Annotated in this window: 18 protein-coding genes and 1 riboswitch; of the genes, 5 read left to right on the top strand and 13 right to left on the bottom strand. The window is 57.8% G+C overall.

Features of this window, described 5'->3' with window-relative positions; translation table 11 throughout:
- The first annotated feature begins 228 nt into the window (after window positions 1-228).
- Window positions 229-711, top strand: a complete 483-nt coding sequence (gene folA, locus ACXKZD_RS16225) for a type 3 dihydrofolate reductase (RefSeq protein ID WP_010253752.1) — start codon at window positions 229-231, stop codon at window positions 709-711.
- A gap of 90 nt (window positions 712-801) precedes the next feature.
- A complete protein-coding gene (locus ACXKZD_RS16220) occupies window positions 802-2685 on the top strand; it encodes a PhoX family protein (protein ID WP_033756530.1) in 1884 nt (627 codons plus the stop codon).
- A gap of 33 nt (window positions 2686-2718) precedes the next feature.
- Here ACXKZD_RS16220 and apaH read toward each other — a convergent pair whose 3' ends face one another.
- The 6 genes from apaH to lptD are packed head-to-tail and all read right to left on the bottom strand — an operon-like array spanning window position 2719 to window position 9532.
- Window positions 2719-3576 (bottom strand): bis(5'-nucleosyl)-tetraphosphatase (symmetrical) ApaH, encoded by an 858-nt coding sequence (gene apaH, locus ACXKZD_RS16215; protein WP_010253765.1) that lies wholly within the window; start codon window positions 3574-3576, stop codon window positions 2719-2721.
- 53 nt (window positions 3577-3629) lie between these two features.
- Window positions 3630-4007 carry a Co2+/Mg2+ efflux protein ApaG gene (gene apaG, locus ACXKZD_RS16210; RefSeq protein ID WP_003854807.1) on the bottom strand — a complete coding sequence of 126 codons (378 nt, stop codon included), beginning with the start codon at window positions 4005-4007 and terminating at the stop codon, window positions 3630-3632.
- Between the two features lie 3 nt (window positions 4008-4010).
- Window positions 4011-4832, bottom strand: a complete 822-nt coding sequence (gene rsmA / locus ACXKZD_RS16205; RefSeq protein ID WP_064690523.1) for a 16S rRNA (adenine(1518)-N(6)/adenine(1519)-N(6))-dimethyltransferase RsmA — start codon at window positions 4830-4832, stop codon at window positions 4011-4013.
- The gene (pdxA, locus tag ACXKZD_RS16200; RefSeq protein WP_033780624.1) at window positions 4825-5817 is read right to left on the bottom strand and encodes a 4-hydroxythreonine-4-phosphate dehydrogenase PdxA; all 993 of its coding nucleotides are present in this window, start codon (window positions 5815-5817) and stop codon (window positions 4825-4827) included. Before pdxA ends, rsmA begins: the two co-directional genes overlap by 8 nt.
- Window positions 5807-7102, bottom strand: a complete 1296-nt coding sequence (gene surA, locus ACXKZD_RS16195; RefSeq protein WP_010253800.1) for a peptidylprolyl isomerase SurA — start codon at window positions 7100-7102, stop codon at window positions 5807-5809. The genes pdxA and surA overlap by 11 nt, the downstream gene beginning before the upstream one ends.
- 54 nt (window positions 7103-7156) lie before the next feature.
- Window positions 7157-9532, bottom strand: coding sequence for an LPS assembly protein LptD (gene lptD / locus ACXKZD_RS16190; protein WP_010671814.1), 2376 nt, complete (start codon window positions 9530-9532; stop codon window positions 7157-7159).
- Window positions 9533-9714: 182 nt separating this feature from the next.
- Here lptD and djlA point away from each other — a divergent pair, with 182 nt between their 5' ends.
- Window positions 9715-10524 carry a co-chaperone DjlA gene (gene djlA / locus ACXKZD_RS16185; RefSeq protein ID WP_010253811.1) on the top strand — a complete coding sequence of 270 codons (810 nt, stop codon included), beginning with the start codon at window positions 9715-9717 and terminating at the stop codon, window positions 10522-10524.
- A gap of 63 nt (window positions 10525-10587) precedes the next feature.
- Here the strand turns inward: djlA and rluA are convergent, their stop codons facing one another.
- The 3 genes from rluA to polB form a co-directional block, all read right to left on the bottom strand.
- Complete coding sequence (gene rluA, locus ACXKZD_RS16180) at window positions 10588-11241, bottom strand: bifunctional tRNA pseudouridine(32) synthase/23S rRNA pseudouridine(746) synthase RluA (protein WP_010253813.1); 654 nt, start codon at window positions 11239-11241, stop codon at window positions 10588-10590.
- A 313-nt stretch (window positions 11242-11554) separates the two neighbouring features.
- Window positions 11555-14461, bottom strand: coding sequence for an RNA polymerase-associated protein RapA (gene rapA / locus ACXKZD_RS16175; RefSeq protein ID WP_010253817.1), 2907 nt, complete (start codon window positions 14459-14461; stop codon window positions 11555-11557).
- 152 nt (window positions 14462-14613) lie between these two features.
- A complete protein-coding gene (polB, locus tag ACXKZD_RS16170) occupies window positions 14614-16974 on the bottom strand; it encodes a DNA polymerase II (RefSeq protein ID WP_488982090.1) in 2361 nt (786 codons plus the stop codon).
- A gap of 168 nt (window positions 16975-17142) precedes the next feature.
- On the opposite strand from polB, the gene ACXKZD_RS16165 reads away from it, so the two are divergent.
- Window positions 17143-17907 carry a DedA family protein gene (locus ACXKZD_RS16165; protein ID WP_010253821.1) on the top strand — a complete coding sequence of 255 codons (765 nt, stop codon included), beginning with the start codon at window positions 17143-17145 and terminating at the stop codon, window positions 17905-17907.
- Between the two features lie 5 nt (window positions 17908-17912).
- Here ACXKZD_RS16165 and thiQ read toward each other — a convergent pair whose 3' ends face one another.
- From thiQ to sgrR, 4 genes are all read right to left on the bottom strand, one after another.
- On the bottom strand, window positions 17913-18614 hold the full coding sequence (gene thiQ, locus ACXKZD_RS16160; protein ID WP_022625397.1) for a thiamine ABC transporter ATP-binding protein ThiQ: 702 nt from the start codon (window positions 18612-18614) through the stop codon (window positions 17913-17915).
- Entirely contained in the window at window positions 18598-20208 is a 1611-nt protein-coding gene (thiP, locus tag ACXKZD_RS16155) for a thiamine/thiamine pyrophosphate ABC transporter permease ThiP (RefSeq protein ID WP_033787387.1), read from the bottom strand. Before thiP ends, thiQ begins: the two co-directional genes overlap by 17 nt.
- Entirely contained in the window at window positions 20184-21170 is a 987-nt protein-coding gene (thiB, locus tag ACXKZD_RS16150; protein ID WP_488981732.1) for a thiamine ABC transporter substrate binding subunit, read from the bottom strand. The genes thiP and thiB overlap by 25 nt, the downstream gene beginning before the upstream one ends.
- Before the next feature lie 46 nt (window positions 21171-21216).
- Window positions 21217-21319, bottom strand: a riboswitch (TPP riboswitch).
- Between the two features lie 35 nt (window positions 21320-21354).
- On the bottom strand, window positions 21355-23016 hold the full coding sequence (sgrR, locus tag ACXKZD_RS16145; protein ID WP_167430702.1) for an HTH-type transcriptional regulator SgrR: 1662 nt from the start codon (window positions 23014-23016) through the stop codon (window positions 21355-21357).
- Window positions 23017-23270: 254 nt separating this feature from the next.
- Between sgrR and ACXKZD_RS16140 the strand changes: the two genes are divergently transcribed.
- Window positions 23271-24449, top strand: coding sequence for an MFS transporter (locus tag ACXKZD_RS16140; RefSeq protein WP_022625401.1), 1179 nt, complete (start codon window positions 23271-23273; stop codon window positions 24447-24449).
- Window positions 24450-24597 lie beyond the last annotated feature (148 nt).

The following is a 24597-nucleotide window of genomic DNA, read 5'->3' as shown; positions in this document are numbered from 1 at the left end:
TGACGGCTCCTCCGGGAGCCGTTTTCTTTTGCGCACGACTTTTGTACCAGCATAAGGCCGATCGCTGGCGAGCTGCGGCAAACTGACGCGATTAGGCGGTGAAAAACGCTGCACAGGCCTTGAAAAACGACGTCATGAAAAGCTTTACGCAATTAGACCTTTCCCCCTATCGACGAAAGTTTCACCTTTACGTATCATGGCGCCAATTTTTTTCAGTGAGTGGTTAACATGATTAGTCTTATCGCGGCATTAGCAGCAGATCGCATTATTGGAATGGAGAACGCCATGCCGTGGGACCTGCCTGCAGATCTGGCGTGGTTCAAGCGCCATACGCTGAAGAAACCGGTGATTATGGGCCGACTGACCTTTGAATCTATTGGCCGTCCGTTACCTGGCCGACTGAATATCGTGGTCAGCAGCCAGCCGGGCACCACCGAAGGCGTTACCTGGGTCACTTCGCTGGATGAGGCGTTACAGGCAGCCGGTGACGCTGAAGAGATCATGGTGATTGGCGGTGGCCGCGTCTATGAGCAGATGCTGAAGCGTGCCGATCGTCTCTATCTGACGCACATTGATGCGGAAGTCGAAGGTGATACGCAGTTCCCGGATTACGAGCCGGATGAGTGGCAGTCAACGTTCAGCGAATTCCACGACGCTGACGAGCAAAATTCCCACAGCTACTGCTTTGAGATCCTTGACCGTCGTCGCTAATCCCACCCCTGCCGGGCTGTAACCTGGCTGTCATCTTTATTCATTAGCATTGCTTCTTTTCTGGGATCGACACAAAGGAAGCAATCACTAATGAAAATCGAACTCTCCGCATTAAGCACTGACCGCCTGCCTGATCCACTGCGTCGTAAATTCCTTGCCGGTTCCGGTGCTATCGGCCTGACCGGCTTTCTCAGCGGCGGCCTGACGCTCTCGGGCAGTGCACTGGCGCAGGAGAAGCCTGCGGGCAGTCCACTGCTGGGCTTTCAGGCGATTGCCGCGTCCACGGCCGATGAGATTGTGGTGGCCCCTGGCTATCGCGCCGACGTGTTGATCTCCTGGGGTGATCCGCTGGTGAATGGCGCAGCCGCGTTTGATCCGCAGGGCAACAACAGCGCCGAAGATCAGGAAAAGCAGTTCGGTGACAACAACGACGGTATGAGCTTCTTCGCGATTAATGACCAACGCGGCGTGATGGCGATTAACAATGAATATGTGAATGAGCCGACGCTGTTCGCCCACGGCGGCAGTAAAGCGACCAGCCTGGAAGATGTCAAAAAGTCGCAGGCGGCGCACGGTATCTCCATCGTTGAAGTCAAACGGGGTGAGGACAATCGCTGGCAGGTGGTACGTCCTTCTGACTATAACCGCCGCATTACCGCCAATACCCCGATGCGCTTCTCCGGTCCGGCTGCGGGGGATAAAGCGCTGCAGACTGCCGCCGATCCGCAGGGAATGAATGTCCTGGGCACCTTTGGTAACTGCGCCAACGGCAAAACGCCGTGGGGCACCTATCTCACCTGTGAAGAGAACTACGACACCTACTTTGGCACCCATCAGGCGGACTTTACGCCGACCCCACAGCAGAAGCGCTATACCCTGAATGCCGCTGAGCCGGAGCGCAACTGGGCCGATTTTGATCCCCGCTTCGATATCGCTAAGAATCCCAACGAATTCAACCGTCACGGCTGGATTGTCGAAATCGATCCTTTCGATCCTCACTCCGTGCCGGTAAAGCGGACCGCACTGGGCCGCTTCAAGCACGAGAATGCCGCCGTGACGGTCGCGAAAACCGGCCAGCTGGTGGTTTATATGGGCGACGACGAGCGCGGCGAGTATATCTATAAATTTGTCTCAGATGACAAGGTCACTCCGGATGATGCTAAAGCCAATCACGGACTGCTTGATAAGGGCACGCTCTATGTGGCGCAGTTCAACGGCGATGCGCAGGGCACACCGCTTAAAGGCACCGGGCGCTGGCTGGCGCTGAAGTGGGGCGAAAATGGACTCACCGCTGAAAAGGGATTCAATAGCCAGGCAGATGTTTTGATCAATGCGCGTGCCGCAGCAGATGTGGTCAACGCAACGCGAATGGACCGGCCGGAGTGGATTGCGGTTAACCCGCATGACGGCCGTGCCTACTGCACTCTGACCAACAACAACAAGCGCGGAAATGAAGGCATGCCGGTCAATGCAGCGAATCCGCGGCCAAAAAATATCTACGGTCAGATTATTCGCTGGGATGAGAAAGGCGATGCTACCGCGCAGACGTTTGAGTGGGATATCTATGCGCTGTGTGGCAACCCGATAGCGCATCCTGAGGGGATCTATCGTGGCACACCGAACATCACCGCGGAGAATACCTTTAACAGTCCGGATGGGCTGGGGTTTGATGCGCAGGGGCGGTTATGGATCCTGACCGACGGCAAATACAGCAACAAAGAGGATTATCAGGGGCAGGGGAATAATCAGATGCTGGTGGGTGATCCTGATAGTGGCGAGATCCGCCGGTTTATGGTCGGTCCAAAATCGTGCGAGCTGACCGGTATTACCTTCACGCCCGATTACAAAACGCTGTTCGTGAATGTGCAGCATCCCGGCGAAGAGGGTGACTCGCATTTCCCAGACAACAGTCCGCGTCCGCGGTCGTCGGTGATTATGATCACCCGTGAAGATGGCGGCATTATCGGCGCATAAAACAGGATGCTGGCCTGATGGCCAGCATCGCCGTTATAGCGTGGGCGGTGCCAGACTGTCGCTGGAGGCCAGGGCTTTTTCGCGATTAGAGGGCTGCACCACATAGCGCTGCGTCTCCCAGTGCAACAGGGTCAGCGTTCCGCCCCAGCAGCAGCCGGTATCCAGCCCGATAATGCCCTCTGGCGTGCCTTTGCCTTCCAGCGAGGCCCAGTGACCAAAGACGATGGTGTAGTCACGTGCGACCGGCCCCTCAATGTTAAACCAGGGTTTCAGCGGCGGAAGCGCCGATTCCGGGGCATCTTTGCAGATCATGTCCAGCTGGCCGTTGGGGAAGCAGTAGCGCATGCGGGTGAGGGCGTTGGTGCTGAAGCGCAGACGCGCCAGGCCGGTCAGATCCTCACTCCAGTTGTTCGGCATGTCGCCATACATGGCATCCAGGAACAGCGGATAACTGTCGCTGGCGAGAACCGCTTCGACTTCACGCGCGCACTTTTTCGCGGTCTCAATATCCCATTGCGGCGTGATACCGGCGTGTCCCATCACCAGCTTTTTCTCTTCATCAACCTGTAACAGCGGCTGACGACGCAGCCAGTTGATCAGCTCATCCGCATCATCCGCTTCCAGCAACGGGGTCAGGCGATCTTTAGGCTTGTTACGGCTGATGCCGGCGTAGACCGCCAGCAGATGCAAGTCGTGATTGCCCAGCACCAGACGCACCGCGTCGCCCAGCGATTTTACGTAGCGTAAGACTTCCAGTGAGCCAGGACCGCGCGCCACTAAGTCGCCGGTCAGCCACAGGGTATCCTGCTCAGGATTGAAGTCGACCTGTTGCAGCAATGCACGTAATTCATCGTAGCAACCGTGAACGTCGCCAATCAGGTATGTGCTCATAACGTTTTATCCATCAGGAAGGTGCCCGACTTAACGGGCAAAAAGCGTGTGAATCAATGAATGTGGGTCTGAATGGCGAGGCGGAACACCGGGATCTCTACGTGAAAAGTGTCGCCCTGTTCGTCGACCATCACATAGTGCCCCTGCATGGTGCCCATCGGTGTTTCAATCACGGCACCGCTGGTGTACTGAAATTCATTGCCTGGCGCGATAAGCGGCTGTTCACCGACCACGCCTTCACCCTGAACTTCCGTTTCGCGGCCGTTACCGTTGGTAATCAACCAGTAGCGTCCCAGCAGTTGCACTGAGGAACGGCCCAGATTGCGTATCGTAATGGTATAGGCGAAGACGTAGCGATCATCATCCGGTGAGGATTGTGAGGCGACGTACTGGCTTTGCACATGGACGGAGACGCGGGCCGTTTCACTCATGACTTACTCCTGCGATTTTCCCTGATGATTCGCCAGCCAGTTCGCCAGCTGACAATATTGCGCCACCGAGACGTTCTCGGCACGCAGGGTTGGATCTATGGATAACTCTTCCAGCGCACCGGCGGCCACCATGTGGCTCAGGCTGTTGCGCAGCGTTTTACGACGCTGGCCGAACGCTTCAGTGGTAATACGGCTCAGGATACGCACATCGCTGACCGGATACAGCGGCTCGGCATACGGCACCAGACGCACCACGGCAGAGTCCACTTTCGGTGGTGGCGTGAAAGAGTGCGGAGGCACTTCCAGCACCGGAATGATCTGGCAGTAGTACTGTGCCATCACCGTCAGGCGACCGTAGGTCTTGTTACCCGGACCGGCAACCAGACGATTAACCACCTCTTTCTGCAGCATGAAGTGCATATCTTTGATCGAACCAGTATAGCTGAAAAGGTGGAACATCAGCGGGGTCGAAATATTGTACGGCAGGTTACCAAATACCCGCAGCGGCTGGCCTCTCTCCTGCGCCAGCGCGGCGAAGTCGAAGGTCATGGCATCCTGCTGGAAGATAGTCAGTTTCGGGCCAAGGAACGGATGCGTTTCCAGACGCGCAGCGAGATCGCGGTCCAGCTCTATCACCGTTAATTTATCGAGGCGTTCGCCTACCGGCTCGGTTAAGGCACCCAGTCCTGGGCCGATCTCCACCAGCGCTTCGTCGCGCTGAGGATGGATGGCGGAGACAATGCTGTCGATAATGTACTGATCGTTCAGGAAGTTCTGCCCGAAACGTTTACGGGCGTAGTGCCCCTGATGGACGCGATTATTCATTACTGCTCTTGATCATAGTGATGGCGAGGTTAAGCGCCGTGATGAAGCTGCCCGGTTCAGCCTGACCCAGGCCAGCGAGTTCAAGCGCGGTGCCGTGGTCAACTGAAGTCCGGATAAAGGGCAGGCCCAGGGTGATATTTACCGCCCGGCCAAACCCCTGAAATTTGAGTACCGGCAGGCCCTGGTCGTGATACATCGCCAGCACCGCATCGGCGTATTGCAGATATTTGGGCTGGAAAAGGGTATCCGCAGGCAGCGGGCCGGTCAGATTAATGCCCTGCTGACGCAGTTCATTGAGTGCCGGCGTGATGGTCTCGATCTCTTCCCGACCCATGTGACCGCTTTCGCCGGCATGAGGGTTAAGACCACAGACGTAAATATGCGGCTCGGCAATCGCAAACTTCTGCTGCAGATCACGATGCAGAATCGTAATCACTTCATGCAGACATTCACGGGTTACCGCAGCGGGCACATCTTTCAGCGGCAGATGGGTGGTGGCCAGTGCGACTCGTAGCTCTTCTGTCGCCAGCATCATGACCACCCGATGGCCGCCTGCGCGATCGGCGAAGAATTCGGTATGGCCGGTAAAGGCGATGCCGGCATCGTTAATCACGCCTTTATGCACCGGGCCGGTAATCAGGGCAGCGAATTCACCGTCGAGACAACCGTCGCAGGCGCGCGTCAGCGTGGCCAGCACATAGTCGCTGTTGGCGACGCAAAGCTCGCCGGGTGTGACCGGCGCTGCCGTTTCAATTGGCAGGATAGTCAGTGTACCCGCCTGCTGTGGCTCGGCTGCCACACCAGGCTGGTAGGGCAGCAGCGTCAGCGGCAGACCGAGTTGCGCCGCACGCTGCTGCAACAGGGCAGGCGAGGCGCAGACCACCAGTTCAACCGGCCACGACTGCTGGGCCAGCTGAACGGTAAGATCGGGACCAATCCCGGCAGGTTCGCCGGGCGTGATCACCACACGGGCATTACTGCGCATTGCCATCCAGAATCTTCACGTAGGCACTGGCACGTTGTTCCTGCATCCAGGTCTGTGCTTCTTCCGCGAACTTACGGTTAAACAGCATACGGTAAGCACGCTCTTTCTGGGCCGCATCGGTTTTATCCACCTGACGGGTATCCAGCAACTGAATCAGATGCCAGCCGAAAGAGGAGTGAACCGGCTGGCTGGTCTGGCCTTTCTGCAGGCGCAGCAGCGCGTCACGGAACGCCGGATCAAAGACTTCCGGAGAGGTCCAGCCGAGGTCGCCGCCCTGGTTCGCCGAACCCGGATCGTCAGAGTACTGTTTAGCCGCCGCCGCAAAGGTGGTTTTGCCACTGCGGATATCGTTAGCAATCTGCTCCAGCTGCGCGCGTGCCTGATCGTCTGTCAGGATCGGCGATGGCTTCAGCAGAATGTGACGCGAATGGACTTCGGTGACCGAGACATTTTTGCTCTCGCCACGCAGGTCGTTCACTTTCAGGATGTGGAAGCCCACACCAGAGCGCACCGGCCCGACGATATCGCCTTTTTTGGCGCTTGAGAGTGCCTGAGCAAACAGGGTCGGTAACTCTTCGATTTTACCCCAGCCCATGTTGCCGCCTTTCAGCGCCTGGGAGTCGGCAGAGTAGGTCACGGCCATCTTGCCAAAGTCAGCGCCATTTTTCAGTTCGCCAACCAGCTGTTTCGCCAGCGTTTCCTGCTCATCAACCTGCTGTTGCGTCGGGTTTTCCGGCAGCGGCAGCAGAATATGACTGACGTTCAGTTCAGTACCCTGGCTGTTCTGAGAGCCGATCTGGGTAGCAAGCGTATCCACTTCCTGCGGCAGAATCGTGACACGACGACGCACTTCGTTGTTGCGCACTTCGGCGATAGTCATCTCTTTGCGGATCTGAGAACGATACACGCTGTAGTTCATGCCGTCATAAGCCAGACGGCTACGCAGCTGATCAAGGCTCATCTTGTTCTGCGCAGCGATGTTCTGAATAGCCTGGTCCAGCTGCTCGTCGCTGATCTGAATTCCCGCTTTATCACCCATCTGCAGGATGATGTTGTCCATGATCTGACGTTCCAGAATCTGATGGCGCAACGTTTTATCATCCGGCAACTGCTGACCAGCCTGCTGGGCCTGAGATTTAACGGTGCTCATCATGCCATCCACGTCACTCTCAAGAACCACGCCGTTATTGACCACGGCTGCAACTTTATCAACGACTTGTGGTGCTGCGAACGCGGTGTTGGCACTGATTGCCACACCAAGAATCAGCATTCTCCAGTTCTTCATACTTTATCCATTGTTGGTTCCGCACTGCGGGATTGCCTGTCAAACATCACAACATCAGAAAGCAGGCTGGTAAGGGATAATGCCCTGACGCAGCATATCGTTGGTGCCTAAGCCATAGTTCGGACTCAGACCACGCAGCTCAATGTTGAATGAGATTTGGTTGTCGTACTTACTGTCGTTGTTTTCCCAACCGTTAATTTTGCGTTCGTAACCGACCCGGATAGCGTAACAGCATGAGCTGTATTGCAGGCCAACCAGTTGTGAAGCCGGACGCGTGTTGCGGGTATCGTAGTAGTAAGCGCCTACCACAGACCATGCGTCGGCAATCGGCCAGCTGGCCGTGGTACCTACCTGTGAAATCCCATTTTTGTAGATAGGATTCGTGACCAGGCTGCTATCGTTCAGCGCGGTCGCAACATACTCCGGGCTGCTGTAACGGTAGCTCAGCTGCACCATGCGGTCGGCATCACGACGGTATTCCAGTACGGTATTGCCCTGGGAGACGTTGTCGAGTTTGGTGTCATATTGCAGCCCACCACGGACGCCCCAGCGATCGCTGATTTTCCAGTATGTATCGCCAGCCCAGATCAGGCTGCCGGTATCATCTTCTTTACTGGTTTGATTCACACCAGTACGAGAAGGGGTAAACGAGTAGATTTGACCTACAGAAACGTTAAAACGTTCAACCAGATCGTTATCATAAATACGCGAGGTGACGCCGGTAGCCACTTCATTGGCGGAAGCGATGCGATCCAGGCCGCTATAAGTACGATCGCGGAACAGACCGGTGTAGTCGGTTTGCAGCAGCGTTGAGTCGTACGGATAGATATTGCTCTGATTACGATACGGGATATAAAGGTACTGCACGCGCGGTTCCAGCGTCTGGGTATAACCCACCGCCGAGTTCATATCGCGGTCAAACACCAGACGACCATCAACTTTAAATTGCGGCAGGGTGCGGTTGACTGACTCATCCAGTTCGCCGCTCTTATCACCCCTGAGACCATTGGCAGCGTTGTTATAGAAATCAACGTCAGTCTGCTGATAGTGGGTCGCCAGGAACTTCGCTTCGGTATCCAGGCTGGCCCAGCCGTTTGACAGCGGCAGGTTCAGCGTTGGCTCAACATGTAAACGGGTCGCTTCGGGATAGCGGCTGCTGACGTTGGTGAACTTCACCGCCTGGGCATAAACCCGGCCATCAAACGGGCCGATATCGTTCTGATAGAGATTGACGTCCAGCTGCGGCATGGCGCGGTAGACGTTATTGCTGGTGGTATCGCCGAACACCTGGAAATCTTTGGTGGAGAGCGTGGCATCCCAGTTGGTGTCCGCATAGCCGATGCTGAATTTCTGCGTGGCGTAGTTGTCTGTCGAGCTGTAGTACTTCGAGTCGAGATCGTTGAAGTAGTACTTATCGCTGACCTTGGTGTAGTCCGCGTTGAAACGCCAGTTCTGGTCATAGACACCGGCATGACGCCAGTAGAACAGCCAGCGATCGGAGCTGTCATTTTCGGCGATGCCACGCACCGCTTTGTCGTTATCGTACTGTTTGTCCGAGCCGAGGTAGTCGAATTCAACCAGACCCGCACCCAGCGTGGTCAGATAACGAAATTCGTTTTCAAACTGCATGCCGCGCTTACTCATGTAGTGCGGCGTGATGGTCGCATCGGCCTGCGGCGCGATGTTCCAGTAATAGGGCAGCGTGAACTCAAAGCCATTGTTGCTGCCATATTTTGCATTCGGGATCAGGAAACCGGAGCGGCGACGATCGCCAATCGGTAACTGCAGATAGGGGCTGTAGAACACCGGAACGGATCCGATCTTAAAGCGGGCGTTCCAGATCTCCGCCACTTCCTCTTCGCGATCCTGGATGACCTCTGAACCCACCACGCTCCAGCTGTTGGAGCCGGGCAGACAGGAGGTAAAGGTACCGTTTTCCAGAATGGTGTAGCGGTTATCGCCGCGCAGCTTCATCTGATCTGCGACGCCGCGTCCCTGACGATCTACCATCTGGTACTGACCATTCCAGACGTTGGTATCTTTGCTGTTGAGGTTTGACCAGGCTTTCGGACCTTTCAGGATGACCTGATTGTCATCGTAGTGCACATTACCCAGCGCATCGACGGTACGTACGGGCGCGGTCTGGCCTTCCTGCTGACGCTGATGAAGCTGGACTTCATCCGCCTGCATACGGCTGTTGCCCTGCTCAATATTCACATTACCGGTGAATACCGCATCGTTGGGATAGTTCCCTTTGGCGGCGTCGGAGTGAATGGTGACGGGCATCTGATTCGTATCGCCATTCACCAGCGGGCGGTTATAACTCGGCACGCCTAACATACACTGCGACATCAAATCGTCGGCAAAGGCTTGCTGGCTAATGGCTGCGCCGATCAGTGTGGCCAGCAGGGTAGGTATATGTTTTTTCATACGCGGTATCGAGAATTCCATGAAAACTGGCATCATGCCGACAATCGGGTCAGAGACTAACTTACTGCCCGGCGTTGCGCCAGTGTTAATCCTGGTCAGTCAGCGTTGCCGTTAGGCGCTGAGATAAATGACAGGTATGATAATGCAATTTTCAGCCGCAAGCATGGCGAATTGAGGAGTTTATGCGCTACTGGGGAAAAGTTGTGGGTCTGGCGGTGGGATTACTTTCCGGCGCAGGCTTTTGGGGTATTGTGATCGGTTTGATCATTGGCCATATGATTGACAAAGTACGCGGCGCGCAAGGCAAGGCTTACTTCTCAAATAATCAGACCCGACAGACGCTGTTTTTCAGCACCACCTTTCAGGTGATGGGCCATCTGACCAAGTCAAAAGGGCGCGTCACGGAAGCGGATATTCAGATTGCTTCGCTGTTAATGGAGCGGATGCAGCTGCACGGTGACTCTCGCACGGCTGCCCAGCGCGCGTTCCGCGAAGGCAAGCAGGCGGATTACCCGTTACGCAGCAAACTGCGTGAACTGCGCAGCGCCTGTTTTGGCCGGTTTGATCTGATTCGGATGTTCCTGGAGATCCAGATTCAGGCCGCCTTTGCCGACGGTTCACTGCATCCTAATGAGCGACAGGTGCTCTATGTGATTGCCGAAGAGCTGGGCATTTCACGCGGTCAGTTCGATCAGTTCCTGCGCATGATGGAAGGTGGCCAGCAGTTTGGCGGTGGTCAGCGCAGTTCAGGCGGTTTTCAGCAGGCGCAACGCGGGCCAACGCTGGAAGATGCCTGTAGCGTGCTGGGTGTGAAGAGTAGCGATGACGCCACCACCATCAAACGCGCCTACCGCAAACTCATGAGCGAACATCATCCTGACAAGCTGGTAGCGAAAGGGTTACCGCCAGAGATGATGGAGATGGCGAAGCAGAAAGCGCAGGAAATTCAGGCGGCGTACGATCTGATTCGCAAAGAGAAAGGCTTTAAGTAAACACCATGTTCCGTGGCCGCTTCTGCAACAGAGGAGGCCACGGTGACAGGCGAGCAGTAAACCTTAAAAATCGGCGGGCTGACGAAACGTCATGGCGTTACCAAATGCCGGATGGGTAATGGTCAGTGACTCCGCATGCAGCAGTAAACGGGGCGCCATCGCTTTGGCCTCCGGATGCGCATAGAAGTTATCCCCCAGAATCGGATGGCCCAGCGCCAGCATATGCACCCGCAGCTGGTGTGAGCGGCCGGTAATCGGTTTCAGCGAAACACGCGCACTGTTATCCGCACGATATTCCAGCACCTGATATTCCGTCTGCGCGGCTTTGCCGGTCTCGAAGCAGACCATCTGCTTCGGACGATTTGGCCAGTCGCAAATCAGCGGCAGGTCAACCAATCCCTCTTCCTTCGCCGGATGACCCCAGATGCAGGCCACGTAAGTCTTGGAAGGCTCCCGCTCACGGAACTGTCGTTTCAGCTCGCGCTCAGCAGCCTTAGTCAGCGCCACGACCATTACGCCGCTGGTCGCCATATCCAGTCGGTGGACAGATTCAGCCTGCGGGAAATCACGCTGAACCCGCGTCATCACGCTATCTTTATGTTCGTCCAGCCGACCGGGTACCGAGAGCAGACCGCTGGGTTTGTTCACCACCATGATGTGCGCATCCTGATAAAGGATGTGCAGCCAGGGTTCACGCGGTGGATTGTAAGGTTCCATGGGGCTTTCCAAAAATAAGGGGCCATGCGGCTGAGATTGTAGACAAAGTCTGGCCCGCTTAGCTGTGATTGCGTGCCAGCGCAGGAAACACGGTCAGATCGGAAAGACGCAAAAGCTGTCATCCCTGACAAGCTCGGCCCGCGCGATTACGCACCTCATCCCTGAGGTGCGCCCGTTGCCGGGCCAACGCGTTGCGTTGTTCAAAAACGCTCCTGGCGTTTTTGTCCATGGCGCGGGACGCTTTCCTCCTCTGCCCCTGTTCCCTGCGTGTTGAGTTTCTCAGTTGCGGCCAGATTCATCCAGGCCCCTGAGCTTACTGGTGTGTCACCACAATCAGGCGCAGTGCGTCGAGACGCCAGTTGGCCTGATCGAGACTTTCCAGCACCTGTTCACGGTTGCTTTCCAGCGCCTCGACTTCATCGTCACGGATGTTCGGATTCACCGCTTTCAGCGCGTTGAGACGGGAGAGTTCTGCGCCCAGCTTCTCGTTCGCTTCGGCACGCGCTGCATCAATCACCGCACGCGCTTCGCTGACCACACTCTCTTCGCCCTGGGTCAGAATCGCATGCACATCCTGCTGCACCGCATTCACCAGTTTACTGGCGGTATGACGGTTAACCGCATTCAGCTGACGGTTAAAGCTTTCGAACTCCACTTTGTCCGCCAGGTTAGTGCCTTTAGTATCCATCAGCAGACGGATTGGCGTTGGCGGCAGGAAGCGGGTCAGTTGCAGATGCTTCGGTGCCTGTGCTTCAACCACATAGATCAGCTCGACCAGCAGCGTCCCCACCGGCAGCGCCTTGTTCTTCAGCAGTGACAGTGCGCTGCTGCCGGTATCGCCCGACAGAATCAGATCCAGACCGTTGCGGATCAGCGGATGTTCCCAGGTAATGAACTGGGTATCTTCGCGCGACAGCGCCTGATCGCGGTTGAAGGTGATGGTGCAGCCATCTTCCGGCAGGCCAGGGAAATCGGGCACCAGCATGTGGTCGGAAGGGGTCAGCACAATCAGGTTATCGCTGCGATCTTCCTGATTGATACCAACGATATCAAACAGGTTAAGCGCGAAGTTCACCAGACCGGTGTCGTTATCCTGCTCGCTGATGGCATTGGCCAGTAGCTGAGCCGATTCGCCGCCGTTGGAGTTCAGCTCCAGCAGGCGATCGCGACCCTGTTCCAGCTGCAGTTTCAGCGCGTCATGCTGTTTACGGCAGTCGGTGATAAACGCATCAAAACCTTCGCTGTTTTCCGGCGCGGCCAGATAGCCGATCAGTTGCGAATGGACGCTGTCATAAATTGTCCGGCCGGTCGGGCAGGTGTGTTCAAACGCGTCCAGTCCTTCGTGATACCAGCGCAGCAGAACCGCCTGTGCGGTCTGCTCCAGCCACGGCACCAGAATCTGAATGTCGTGCGCCTGACCGATACGATCCAGACGACCGATACGCTGCTCCAGCAGGTCCGGGTTAAACGGCAGGTCGAACATCACCAGACGGCTGGCAAACTGGAAGTTACGGCCTTCAGAACCGATCTCGGAGCACAACAGCACCTGCGCGCCATTCTCTTCTGAGGCGAACCAGGCGGCAGCACGGTCACGTTCAATGATCGACAGACCTTCGTGGAACACCGCTGCGCGGATACCTTCGCGCTCGCGCAGTACCTGCTCCAGCTGCAGCGCGGTGGCCGCTTTGGCGCAGATCACCAGCACTTTCTCTTTGCGGTTGGTGGTGAGATAGCCCATCAGCCATTCCACGCGCGGATCGAAGTTCCACCAGGTGCCGCTGTCGCCTTCAAATTCCTGATAAATCTGTTCCGGATAGAGCAGGTCACGCGCCCGCTCTTCTGCACTTTTTCGCGCGCCCATAATGCCGGAGACTTTAATCGCCGTCTGATACTGCGCAGGCAGCGGCAGGCGGATCTGGTGCAGTTCGCGTTTCGGGAAGCCTTTAACCCCGTTACGGGTGTTACGGAACAGCACGCGGCTGGTGCCGTGGCGGTCCATCAGCATGGAGATCAGCTCCTGACGCGCCTCCAGCTTGCCGTCACGGTCGCTGTTGGCGACCTGCAGCAGTGGCTCAATATCCTGCTCGCCGACCAGATCGTTGATCCGGTTCATCTCCTCCTGGGAGATCGCTTTATCGGCCAGCAGCGCGGTGACGGCATCGGCAATCGGACGGAAATGCTGCTGCTCTTCAACAAAGGCGGCAAAGTCATGGAAACGATTAGGGTCGAGCAGACGCAGACGGGCGAAGTGACTCTCCATGCCCAACTGCTCCGGCGTTGCGGTCAGCAGCAGAACCCCGGCGGTTTTCTCAGCCAGCTGTTCGATAACCTGATATTCACGGCTGGGCTCGCCTTCTGACCAGGCCAGATGGTGCGCTTCATCGACCACCAGCAGATCCCATTCGGCATCGGCCAGCATCTCAAGACGCTGCTTGTTACGGCGCACGAAGTCCAGTGAGCAGATAATCAGCTGCTCCGTCTCAAATGGGTTATCGCTGTCGTGCTGCGCTTCGGTATAACGGTCATCGTCAAACAGCGCAAAGCGCAGGTTGAAGCGACGCAGCATCTCGACCAGCCACTGATGCTGTAAAGTTTCAGGTACCACGATCAGGACGCGATCGGCGCGGCCAGCCAGCAGCTGCTGCTGGATGATCATCCCGGCTTCAATAGTTTTACCCAGGCCAACTTCATCGGCCAGCAGGACGCGCGGCGCATGGCGGCGGCCGACATCGTGGGCGATATGCAGCTGGTGAGGGATCAGATTGGTGCGCATGCCGCGTAATCCGCTGATTGGCAGGCGATATTGCTCACTCTGGTATTTACGGGCGCGGAAGCGCAGGGCAAAACGATCCATCCGGTCGAGCTGGCCGGCAAACAGGCGATCCTGCGGCTTACTGAACACCAGCTTGCTGTCGAGCATGACTTCGCGCAGCATCACTTCGCTCTCTTCGGTATCCAGACGGGTACCGATATAGGTCATCAGGTCATTTTCGTTGCGTACTTCATCGACGCGCATCTGCCAGCCTTCGTGGCTGGTGATGGTATCACCCGGATTAAAGATGACGCGGGTAACTGGCGAATCGTTGCGGGCGTAGAGGCGGTTTTCCCCCGTGGCCGGAAACAGCAGGGTGATCATGCGGGTATCGATCGCCACCACGGTGCCCAGTCCCAGTTCACTTTCCGTATCACTAATCCAGCGCTGACCTAATGTAAAAACCATATATTTTTTGCTCGAATTTTAACGTTTTTAGAGGTGTTCCCAAAGCTCAGGCAATAGCGTTACCGCCAGACAACAAGGCCTGGAGCGTACTTAAGAGCGGTGAGTTTCAGGAAGGGCGCTATGGTACTGGATGGCAGGACGTTCGTCACCTGTCAAAAAAGCCCCAGCTGTCCGGTAATAAGTGTAGCAAAGTCCCCTTCGACAAAAGGCAGAATCCCCTCTGCGACCGGCTGAAGTTGCCTCGTCACGTAGTGGTCATAGTCCAGCGGCGTGCTGCGCGCCTCCAGTGGCTCGGGGCCTGCGGTGGCGATGACATAACGGATCCGGCCACCATTCTGGTACTGCAAGGGCCGGTTTAATTTACGATTGTGCTCATCGGCCAGCCTGGCGGCGCGCACGTGCGGGGGCACGTTTCGTTCATATTCTTTCAGCGGACGCCGCAGCCGCTTTTTGTAGATCAGCTGATCGTCGAGTTCACCCGCCAGCAACTGCGCCACGGTTGTACGGATATAATCCTGCCACGGCTGACGGTGGAAGATACGGTGGTAGAGCTGCTGCTGGAATGCTTTTGCCAGCGGCGTCCAGTCTGTTCGCACCGACTCCAGCCCCTTAAAGACCATGCGCTCACCGGCGGCGTCACGAATCAGTCCGGCGTAGCGTTTCTTGCTGCCCTGTTCCGCGCCGCGAATGGTGGGCATCAGAAAACGGCAGAAGTGGTTTTCATACTCCAGTTCCAGTGTGCTGGTCAGACCCTGCGTCTGCTGCAGATGGTCGCGCCACCAGTCGTTCACTTTCTGCACCAGCTGCTGACCAATCGCGGCGGCATCTTCTTCACTGTGCGCCGACTTCAGCCAGACAAAGGTGGAGTCGGTGTCGCCATAGATGACGTCGTAGCCTTCCGCCTCAATCAGCGTTCGGGTCTGCTGCATGATGGCGTGACCGCGCAGCGTAATAGAGGAGGCGAGCCGCGGATCAAAGAAGCGGCAGGCGCTGGTGCCCAGCACGCCGTAAAAGGCGTTCATGATGATTTTCAGCGCCTGGGACAGCGGCTGATTATTCTGCTTTTTCGCCGCTTCGCGACCCAGCCAGATCTGTTCAACTATCGCAGGCAGGCAGTGGGTATGCCGCGAAAAACGCGCTTCACGGAAACCTTCAATCGAATCGGCATCATCAGGATGGGCCAGCCCTTCCACCAGACCCACCGGGTCAATCAGGAAGGTGCGGATAATCGACGGGTAGAGGCTTTTGTAATCCAGCACCAGCACTGAGTCATACAGGCCGGGGCGCGAATCCATCACATAACCGCCAGGACTGGCTTCCGGGGCCACATCACCCATGTTCGGGGCGACAAACCCGGCGCGATGCATCCGCGGAATATAGAGATGACCAAAGGCCGCTACCGAACCGCCGTGGCGATCCACCGCCAGTCCATTGACCGCCGCGCGTTCCAGCAGAAACGGCATAATCGCCGTTTTGTGAAAAATGCGCGTCACCAGCTCGCAGTCTTTCAGGTTGTAGCGCGCCAGCGCCGGTTTATCGTTGGCAAAGCGCCAGTTGATCTCCTCCATACGCTGCCAGGGATTATCAATCGCTTTTCCTTCTCCCAGCAGTTGCTGCGACACGGACTCGAGGCTGAATGAGGGAAAATCCCAGAACGCCGATTTCAGCGCGTCAATACCATCAATAATCAACCGGCCACTGGCCTGAGCGAAAAATACGCCGGGTTTGAAGCCATGTTCACGCCACTCCAGCGCGGCATGCTGGCGTCCCAGGCGCAGCGGAATGCCGTAACGATCGGCATGCTTTTGCAGCACCCGCAGGTCAAACTGCACGACGTTCCAGCCAATTAAGACATCCGGATCATGCTCTGCAAACCACTGGTTCAGCGCTTCAAGTAACTGCGGCCGGCTGTCGAGATAGATCAGCTCGAAATCCAGCGTGCTGGCATCACCGTTGGCCGGGCCGAGCATAAAGACCTGGCGCTGACCGCATCCCTCCAGCCCAATGCAGTAAAGCTCGCCATGCTGTGTGGTTTCAATGTCCAGCGAGACCCATTTCAGCGGCGGGCGATAGTCGGGATGGGGTTTGAGCCGTGCATTGACCACGCTGTCACCGCGCTGCTCGCCGTCAAACCAGACCGGCGCGGTAATAAAACGCTCCATCAGGTAGCGCTCCGGCGGACGGATATCGGCTTCATAGACCGGAATACCCTCTTCGCGCAGCCGTTTTTCAATGCGCTGTAGCTGGCGGTTCTGCTGGCAGTAGAGGCCGAAAACCGGGCGACGCCGAAAATCTTTCAGCGCCAGCGACTGAATCCGAAACTGACGTTCATCTTTCAGTAATTCGCTGACCTGCGCCTGAAATTCCTCAGGAATAAACGCGACGGACTCCTGCACCGGCAGCACCACGCGCTGCGCGCCCGCATCGGTCGCGAGCCAGAGGATAATTTCGGTGCCATGCGGGCTGTCGCGCCAGTGGCGGGTGAGCAGAAAACCTGCGCGGGGCATATTCAGATGTTCTCCGGACTCAGCATTTCAGGATGAGAAAACCGCTTCAGTATAACATGGATATTTATACAGTTCCCGCCACCCGCTTTTGTCAACATTGTCCTACAATTCTTGCCTTGACGCTGTGTGGCTGGCTCAGGACAATCCAGCCTTCTGCTTTTACTTAGGATGATTATGGAAGCCTGGATTCAACAACTGATTACGCAGTCCCTGGAGTGGGCGCTGTTTGCCGTTGCGCTGGTGACGTTTCTGGAGTCGCTGGCGCTGGTCGGGCTGTTGCTGCCAGGTACGGTGATGATGGCCAGTCTGGGCGCGCTGGTCGGCAGTGGCGAACTTGGCCTTTATCCGGCCTGGGCGGCGGGCTTTGCGGGCTGCCTGATTGGTGACTGGGTTTCCTACGGCATCGGCTGGAAATTTCAGGGGCCGCTGCATCGCTGGAAGTATCTGCAAAAGTATAAAGGCCTGCTGGATAAAACTGAGCACGCCCTGCATCAGCACAGCATGTTTACGATTCTGGTCGGACGCTTTGTTGGCCCCACGCGTCCGCTGATCCCGCTGGCGGCCGGTATGCTGGAGCTGCCGGTGCGTAAATTCCTGCCGCCGAACATTATCGGCTGCATTCTCTGGCCGCCGCTCTATCTGCTGCCCGGTATTCTGGCGGGTGTGGCGATCGATGTGCCCAAAGCCGCGCAGGGCGGCAGCTTTAAATGGCTGTTACTCGGCGCAGCACTGCTGATCTGGCTGGGTGTCTGGTTATGCTGGCGCTGGTGGCGCAGCGGCAAGAGTCGCGACTGGGCATCGGCCTGGCTGCCGCCTGAGCGCCTGCGCTGGGCAGGGCCGCTGGGGCTGGTGATTGCCGTCGCGGCTTTCGTCGGCATTCAGTTCCATCCGATGATGCCCATTTTCCGTCATCTGCTGTGGCAGGTTTTCTTCGCCTGAATCGCTTAACGACGCGGGATGCCGAGCACTTCGGCCTCCCGCGTGTCGCCCGACAGTAACTGTCGGGTCTCGCCATCCCAGTAAACCCGGCCATCCACAATCACCACGCTGCGCGGCGCAATCTGCTGGGCATCTTCCAGACTGTGCGACACCATCAGCAGCGTGATGCTGCGCGCTTCACACACTGAACGCACCAGTTGCAGCATCTCTCCACGCAGCGCGGGATCCAGCGCAGAAAAAGGCTCATCCAGCAGCAGCACCGGACGGTCACGCAGCAGACAGCGTGCCAGTGCCACGCGCTGTCGCTGTCCGCCTGACAGCTCGCCCGGCAGCCGCGTCAGCAGATCGCCTAATCCCACCTGATCGGCCAGCGCTGCAAGCTGCTGGCGCTGCCCGGCGCTCAGCTTCAGTCCGGGGTGCAATCCCAGCGCCATGTTCTGCTGCACGCTGAGGTGCGGAAACAGGTTGTTCTCCTGAAACAGCATCGAAACCGGCCGTCTGGCCGGCACGCTGTGGGTGTGCTCCTGGCCGTCAATCATCAGGGTGCCCTGTTTCACCGGCAGGAAACCGGCAATCAGGCTCAGCAGGGTGCTTTTACCGGCCCCGCTGGGGCCGAGGATCGCGATGCGCTCGCCGCGGGTGGCGTTGAGACTAAAGCGCATCGGCAGATGCTGATAAAGGTACGTGAGGTTATTCAGTGTCAGCATGGCGGCCTGGTAATTTTTCCATCAGGGTGAACAGCAACAAACAGAGCAGCAGCAGCAGCAGCGCGGTCACTGCACCGTCAGCACCGCGATAGGCACCGATCTGTTGATAAAGGTAGAACGGCAGGGTGCGGAAATCGGCAGTACCAAATAGCGCCACCACGCCAAAATCACCGATCGACAGCACGCAGGCAAAGGCCAGCGCCTGGGCCAGCGGACGTTTCAGCGCCCGCAGTTCAATCAGCCGCAGCCGGTTCCAGCCGTGGATATCCAGCGAATCACAGAGTCTGCCGTAACGCTCCGCGACGTCACGCATCGGGTTCTCCAGCACTTTCAGCGCATAGGGAATGGCGATCAGCGCATTGGTGAAGATCACCAGCCCGTCCGCCGACGCCGGCAGACCAATGGTGGCGTTAAACAGCAGGAAAAAGCCGGTGGCGAGCACGATGCCTGGCATCGCCAGAATCAGCATGCCGCTGGTGTCGATAAGGGTTGCCGCCGCCGGGCGCTGACGCAGGCGCAGCTCGCGGCTGCTCCACAGCAGCATCATGGTCAGCACCACACAGAGCAGACCGGCGCCGGTGGCGATGCGCAGTGAGGTAAACGTCGCCTGCCAGAGTGCAGGCTGCGCCAGCGCGCCGCGCAGTCCGCCGTGCAGACCATCGATGATAACCGCCGCCAGCGGGGGCAGCAGCAGGATCAGCGCCAGCAGGATCAGCAGCGCATCAACCAGCTGCGCCCCGCGCGAATCCTGCGGATCGCGCCAGCCGTTCAGCTGGCTGGTTCCGGCGGGAATGGCCTTGCTGAAGCGCTGACTGAGCAGCACCAGCGTCACGCAGCAGCCAAGCTGGATCAGCGCCAGCAGTGCTGCGCGCCCCGGATCGTAGTCATAACTCAGCGCCTGGAAAATCGCCAGCTCGATGGTCGTCGCCTGCGGGCCGCCGCCCAGTGAGAGCACGGTAGCAAAGCTGGCGAAACAGAGCATGAAGATCAGCGCGCCGGTCGGCAGCAGCTGACGCCGCAGCCATGGCCACTCCAGCAGACGAAAATGGTGCCAGCCGCGCAGGTCGAGCTGTGCCGCCAGCTGACGCTGTTCCGCCGGAATGCTCTCCAGCGCCTGCAGCATCAGGCGGGTCGCCAGCGGCAGGTTAAAGAAGACGTGCGCCAGCAAAATGCCCGACAGACCGTAGGGAGAGAAGTGGTAATCAATCCCTGCCAGCTGGCACAGCTGCGCCAGCCAGCCGACACGACCATAGACGGTGAGCAGACCAAATACCGCCACCAGCACCGGCAGCACCAGGGTCATGGCGCACAGACGCAGCAGCAGCTGACGGCCAGGGAAACGGCGTCGATAGAGCGCGCGCGCCAGCGGCACCGCTGGCAGCAGCGACAACAGCGCGGAGAGCAGCGCCTGACCAAAAGAGAAGGCGATAACGTGATGCAGGTAATCATCCTGCAGCACGCTGCGCCAGTCATTCTCTGGCGCGGCGCTCCAGAGTGCACCGAAGGCCAGCAGCGCCACGCTGATTAACAGCAGCGTGGCGAGCGAACCGGGGATAAGCCAGCGCGGCATCAGCGGCTGACGGCGCGTTGCCACTGGCTGATCCAGCCTGAACGCTGGCTGGCAACCTCTTCCGGCGAGAACTGCAGAGCGGTGGCGGGCACAGTGAGTGCGCTAAAACCGGCAGGCAGTGGCGTGTCGATTACCGGGTACATCCAGTTACCGGTGGGAATCGTGCGCTGGAAGTCGGGTGACACCATAAACTTCATAAACTGCTGTGCCAGCGCCGGCTGCTTGCTGCTGGCTAACTGCGCGGCAACTTCAACCTGCAGATAGTGGCCCTCTGCAAACGGCGCGGCGGCATAGTTCTCTTTTTTCTCTTCGATGATGTGGTAAGCCGGTGAGGTGGTGTAGCTTAGCACCAGATCGCCTTCGCCCTTGAGGAACAGGCCATAGGCTTCACTCCAGCCTTTGGTCACCGTCACGGTTTTCTGCGCCAGCTTCTGCCACGCCTGCGGTGCCTGATCGCCATAGACTTTCTGCATCCACAACAGCAGGCCTAAGCCGGGGGTGCTGGTACGGGGATCTTCGTAGATCACCCGCCACTTCTCCGGGCTGTCGACCAGCTCTTTCAGGCTTTTTGGCGGATTCTTCAGCCGGGTTTTGTCATAGACAAACGCGAAGTAGCCATAATCAAACGGCACGAAGGTGGTGTTGTGCCAGCCGCCGGGCAGTTTTAATGTCGAGGTATCGACCTGACTTTCGGCAAACAGACCGGTTTTCTGCGCCGCCTGTACCAGATTGTTATCCAGCCCCAGTACCAGATCGGCTTTGCTGCTTTTTCCTTCCATGCGCACGCGGTTCAGCAGCGACACGCCATCTTCCAGCGTGACGAATTTCAGCTCGCAGTTGCACTGCGCCTCGAAGGCTTTTTTAACCGCCGGGCCAGGGCCCCAGTCAGCGGAGAAGGAGTCGTAGGTGTAGACCGTGAGAACCGGCTTAGCCGCCAGAACGGGGGCGGAGAGTAACAGCAGCACCGGCAGAACTTTGTTTAACACTTTGCGCTCCTTCAGGAGAATAGGGGATGAGTCGCAAAGGATCTGAGCACAGAGGCCTCCCAAATCCCTACGTCGGTATTAACCGAATCAGGTTCGACGGGTATCTCTCAGCTGCTTGCTGGTGGCAGGCGGCACCCCGTTGAGAACGTCACATTCTAGTCATTTCAGCGCCGGGGCGAAAGCCTCACAGCGCGGGTGGCGCGAACCAGGCGGATTTAAAATCAAACCAGCCCAGCGTATTCATCCGAACGCCGCGCATGCTGCGCTGACCTTCAAGCAGCAGCCAGTGGTGAAACAGCGGATGCAGACCCGCTTCTTCGACTAACTGTTTACTCCATTCGGCCAGCGGCAGCGTTTTCTCGCGCCAGCGGGCCGCATCGCTGTGCCAGTCGATCGGCAGACAGTGATGCAGCAACGGGATCTCATAAAGCTGCGCAAACAGAGAGTAAGTCAGCGGCAGGGTAAAGTTCACGCTGCCAAGCCAGATATCACTTTCCGCTTCGCCCTGATACCAGCTTTCGTAGCTGATCTCGCGGGTCTCCAGCGTGACGCCATGCTCTGCCAATAGCGGACGCAGCGCGTTAGCGATGCCTTCATGCTCCACGTGCTGGCTGTACCAGGTCAGCGTCAGGTGGGTTAAGCCAGGCGGTTTTTCCACTGGCGTCAGGTCGCGCCGATGATGCCAGCGTGGCAGCAGGCCATACGCCGGAAACCAGTAGCGCTGGTAGCCGACACCGGCGTGATTGAGCAGGGCGATAGGATTAAACAGGTAGCTGACCCAGCGCCGGACCGCCTCGTTGCGTCCCTGTTCTGAACGCTGGTCGAACAGCAGATAGTAGCAGCCCTCTTCAAGGCGGCTCTCCTCCTGAATCTCATCGGCTCCGTCGCCCTGCAGACGGACACCGGCATAGACCAGCTCATCGCTGATGTCGGGCAGTACCCAGATAGAGACATCATCAATCAGCGCGCGAAAACCAAAATAGTCATCAAACGCTTCGATCTTCAGCTGACTCTCCTGATTGCGGATCACCCGGTAAGGACCGGTGCCAACGGGCTGGCGGGCAAAATCGTGCAGCGTCGGCCATTCGCGCGGCAGGATCATCGCACTGACGCTGCCCAGCAGCCAGGGTAATCCCTCGTCGGGCTGGCTTAAGCGGATATCCAGCGTCCAGGGCGCGGGCGAGTCGATCTGCTCAATATGGGAAAAGAGCGGATGGGGGCGCTGACGCTCCAGCGTGGCCAGCACATCCTCCATCTCCAGTTCTCTGCCGTGATGAAAGCGAATCGCCGGACGCAGAAAAAAGCGCCAGTGAAGCGGGGAAGTCTGCTGCCAGTGGTGCGCAATATCGGGCTCGATTTCCCCATTTTCCTCATTTATCCGCGTCAGGCCGTTGAAAATCTGTCGCGCAATATGGGTTTCGGAGCGCCGCAGCGGCGAACCGGGCAGCAGATTGAGCAGCGGACGATAGTAGAGCACCCGCAGGATATGCTTGCCCTGACGGAAACTGCGCCCCAGATGCGCGGCGATCATCTGCCGTACCTGATTTTTATCGCCCACCAGCTGGACCAGCTGATCGATGCGATCCTGCTCCAGCAAATCCTCGGCACGTTGCTGCTGCAGGGCCAGTCCGGTATAGCAGAAGGTAAGCTGTGAACGCTTGCCGCGTCCGGCTTCCGCCTGCCAGATTAGCCAGCCCGCGGCCTGCATCCGGTTGAGCAGATTGCGCATATGGCGGCGCGAGCAGTGCAGCAGGTCAGCCAGTTCGCTAAGGGTAATCTCCTGCGTTTGCCCCTGACAGCTCTGCCACAGGCGAATGAACTGCTGCTTCAGACGTGATGAGGACATAAAAGAGGAACTCCCGATGAAAAGCGCTCTGTTTTTCTTGCCCTATTTTAAGAGCAAACTTTGCGTTATGGGAAGAGCGGGAGGCATTCAGTTCTGAATGGCGTTCGACCCTGACTTCGCTGTTCAGCGGAGTGCTTTTCTGAGTAGGGTGCATTTACACCGCCAGCAGATGATCTCTGCTGGCTTTTTTCATGTTGCGCGGTATCGTCTACCCTTCTTTTTTCCCCTCTGTTTGTTCTGTAAGGGATTTCGGTATGAAATCGCTGTTAACGCGGCAGCGCCGCATCAATCCGGTTTACCTCGCTTTTATGGTCGCCTCGTTCATGCTGGGCATCGCGGGCGCACTGCAGGCGCCGACGCTCAGCCTGTTTCTGACGCGCGAGGTGCAGGCGCGGCCCTTTTGGGTCGGACTGTTTTTCACCATCAATGCGGTGGCCGGTATCGTGGTGAGCATGCTGGTGGCAAAGCGCTCTGACAGCGTCGGCGATCGTCGTCATATCATTCTCTTCTGCTGCCTGATGGCGCTGGTCAATGCGCTACTGTTTGCCTTTACCCGCCACTATCTGACCTTACTGACGCTGGGCGTGCTGCTGTCAGCGCTGGCCAGCGTCTCAATGCCTCAGCTGTTTGCGCTGGCGCGGGAATATGCCGATCAGTCGGCGCGTGAAGCGGTGATGTTCAGTTCGGTGATGCGTGCGCAGCTGTCGCTGGCGTGGGTGATTGGGCCGCCGCTCTCCTTCGCGCTGGCGCTGAACTACGGCTTTGTGACGCTATTTATGGTGGCCGCCGCGCTGTTTCTGATCTGTATCCTGCTGATCTGGTTCACCGTGCCGTCGGTGCCACGTTCGCAGCCCCTGATGCAAAGCGGCGGGCTGCCGCTAAGTGGCTGGCGCGATCGGGATGTGCGTTTACTGTTCCTGGCCTCAGTCGCGATGTGGACCTGCAACACTATGTATATCATCGATATGCCGCTCTATATCAGCACCACGCTGGGGCTGCCTGAGAAGCTGGCCGGTCTGCTGATGGGAACGGCTGCGGGGCTGGAGATCCCGGTGATGCTGCTGGCCGGACATTACGCACGGCGTATCGGCAAGCGCCGGTTAATGCTGATCGCGGTGGCGGCTGGCGTACTGTTTTATCTGGGGCTGGTGCTGTTCAATTCCCGCACGTCGCTGATGGTGTTGCAGCTGTTTAACGCGGTGTTTGTCGGGATTATTGCTGGCATAGGGATGCTGTGGTTTCAGGATCTGATGCCAGGACGGCCTGGTGCAGCGACCACCATGTTCACCAACTCGATCTCGACCGGCATGATTCTGGCTGGTGTTATTCAGGGCACGCTCAGTGAGCGACTGGGACATGAGGCGGTTTACTGGCTGGCATTCGGGCTGGCTATAGTGGCGCTGGTGATGTCGGCGCGGGTGCGCGACGTATAAAGAAGAAGGGCGACCCGATGTCGTAATGCCAGTCAGTTAAGCGACAGGTGATAACGCAGTCTGGTGCCGCTCAGGGGCTGGCGGTCCTCGCGCCGCTGCGCGGTTCCTTCACTTCATTCGCCTGCCTGACGGACCGTCGGGGATGGCA

The organism is Pantoea sp. ABR1s (assembly GCF_057812235.1).
Note: the sequence above shows the minus strand (reverse complement) of the source record. Positions and strands in the feature narration are given on the sequence as shown.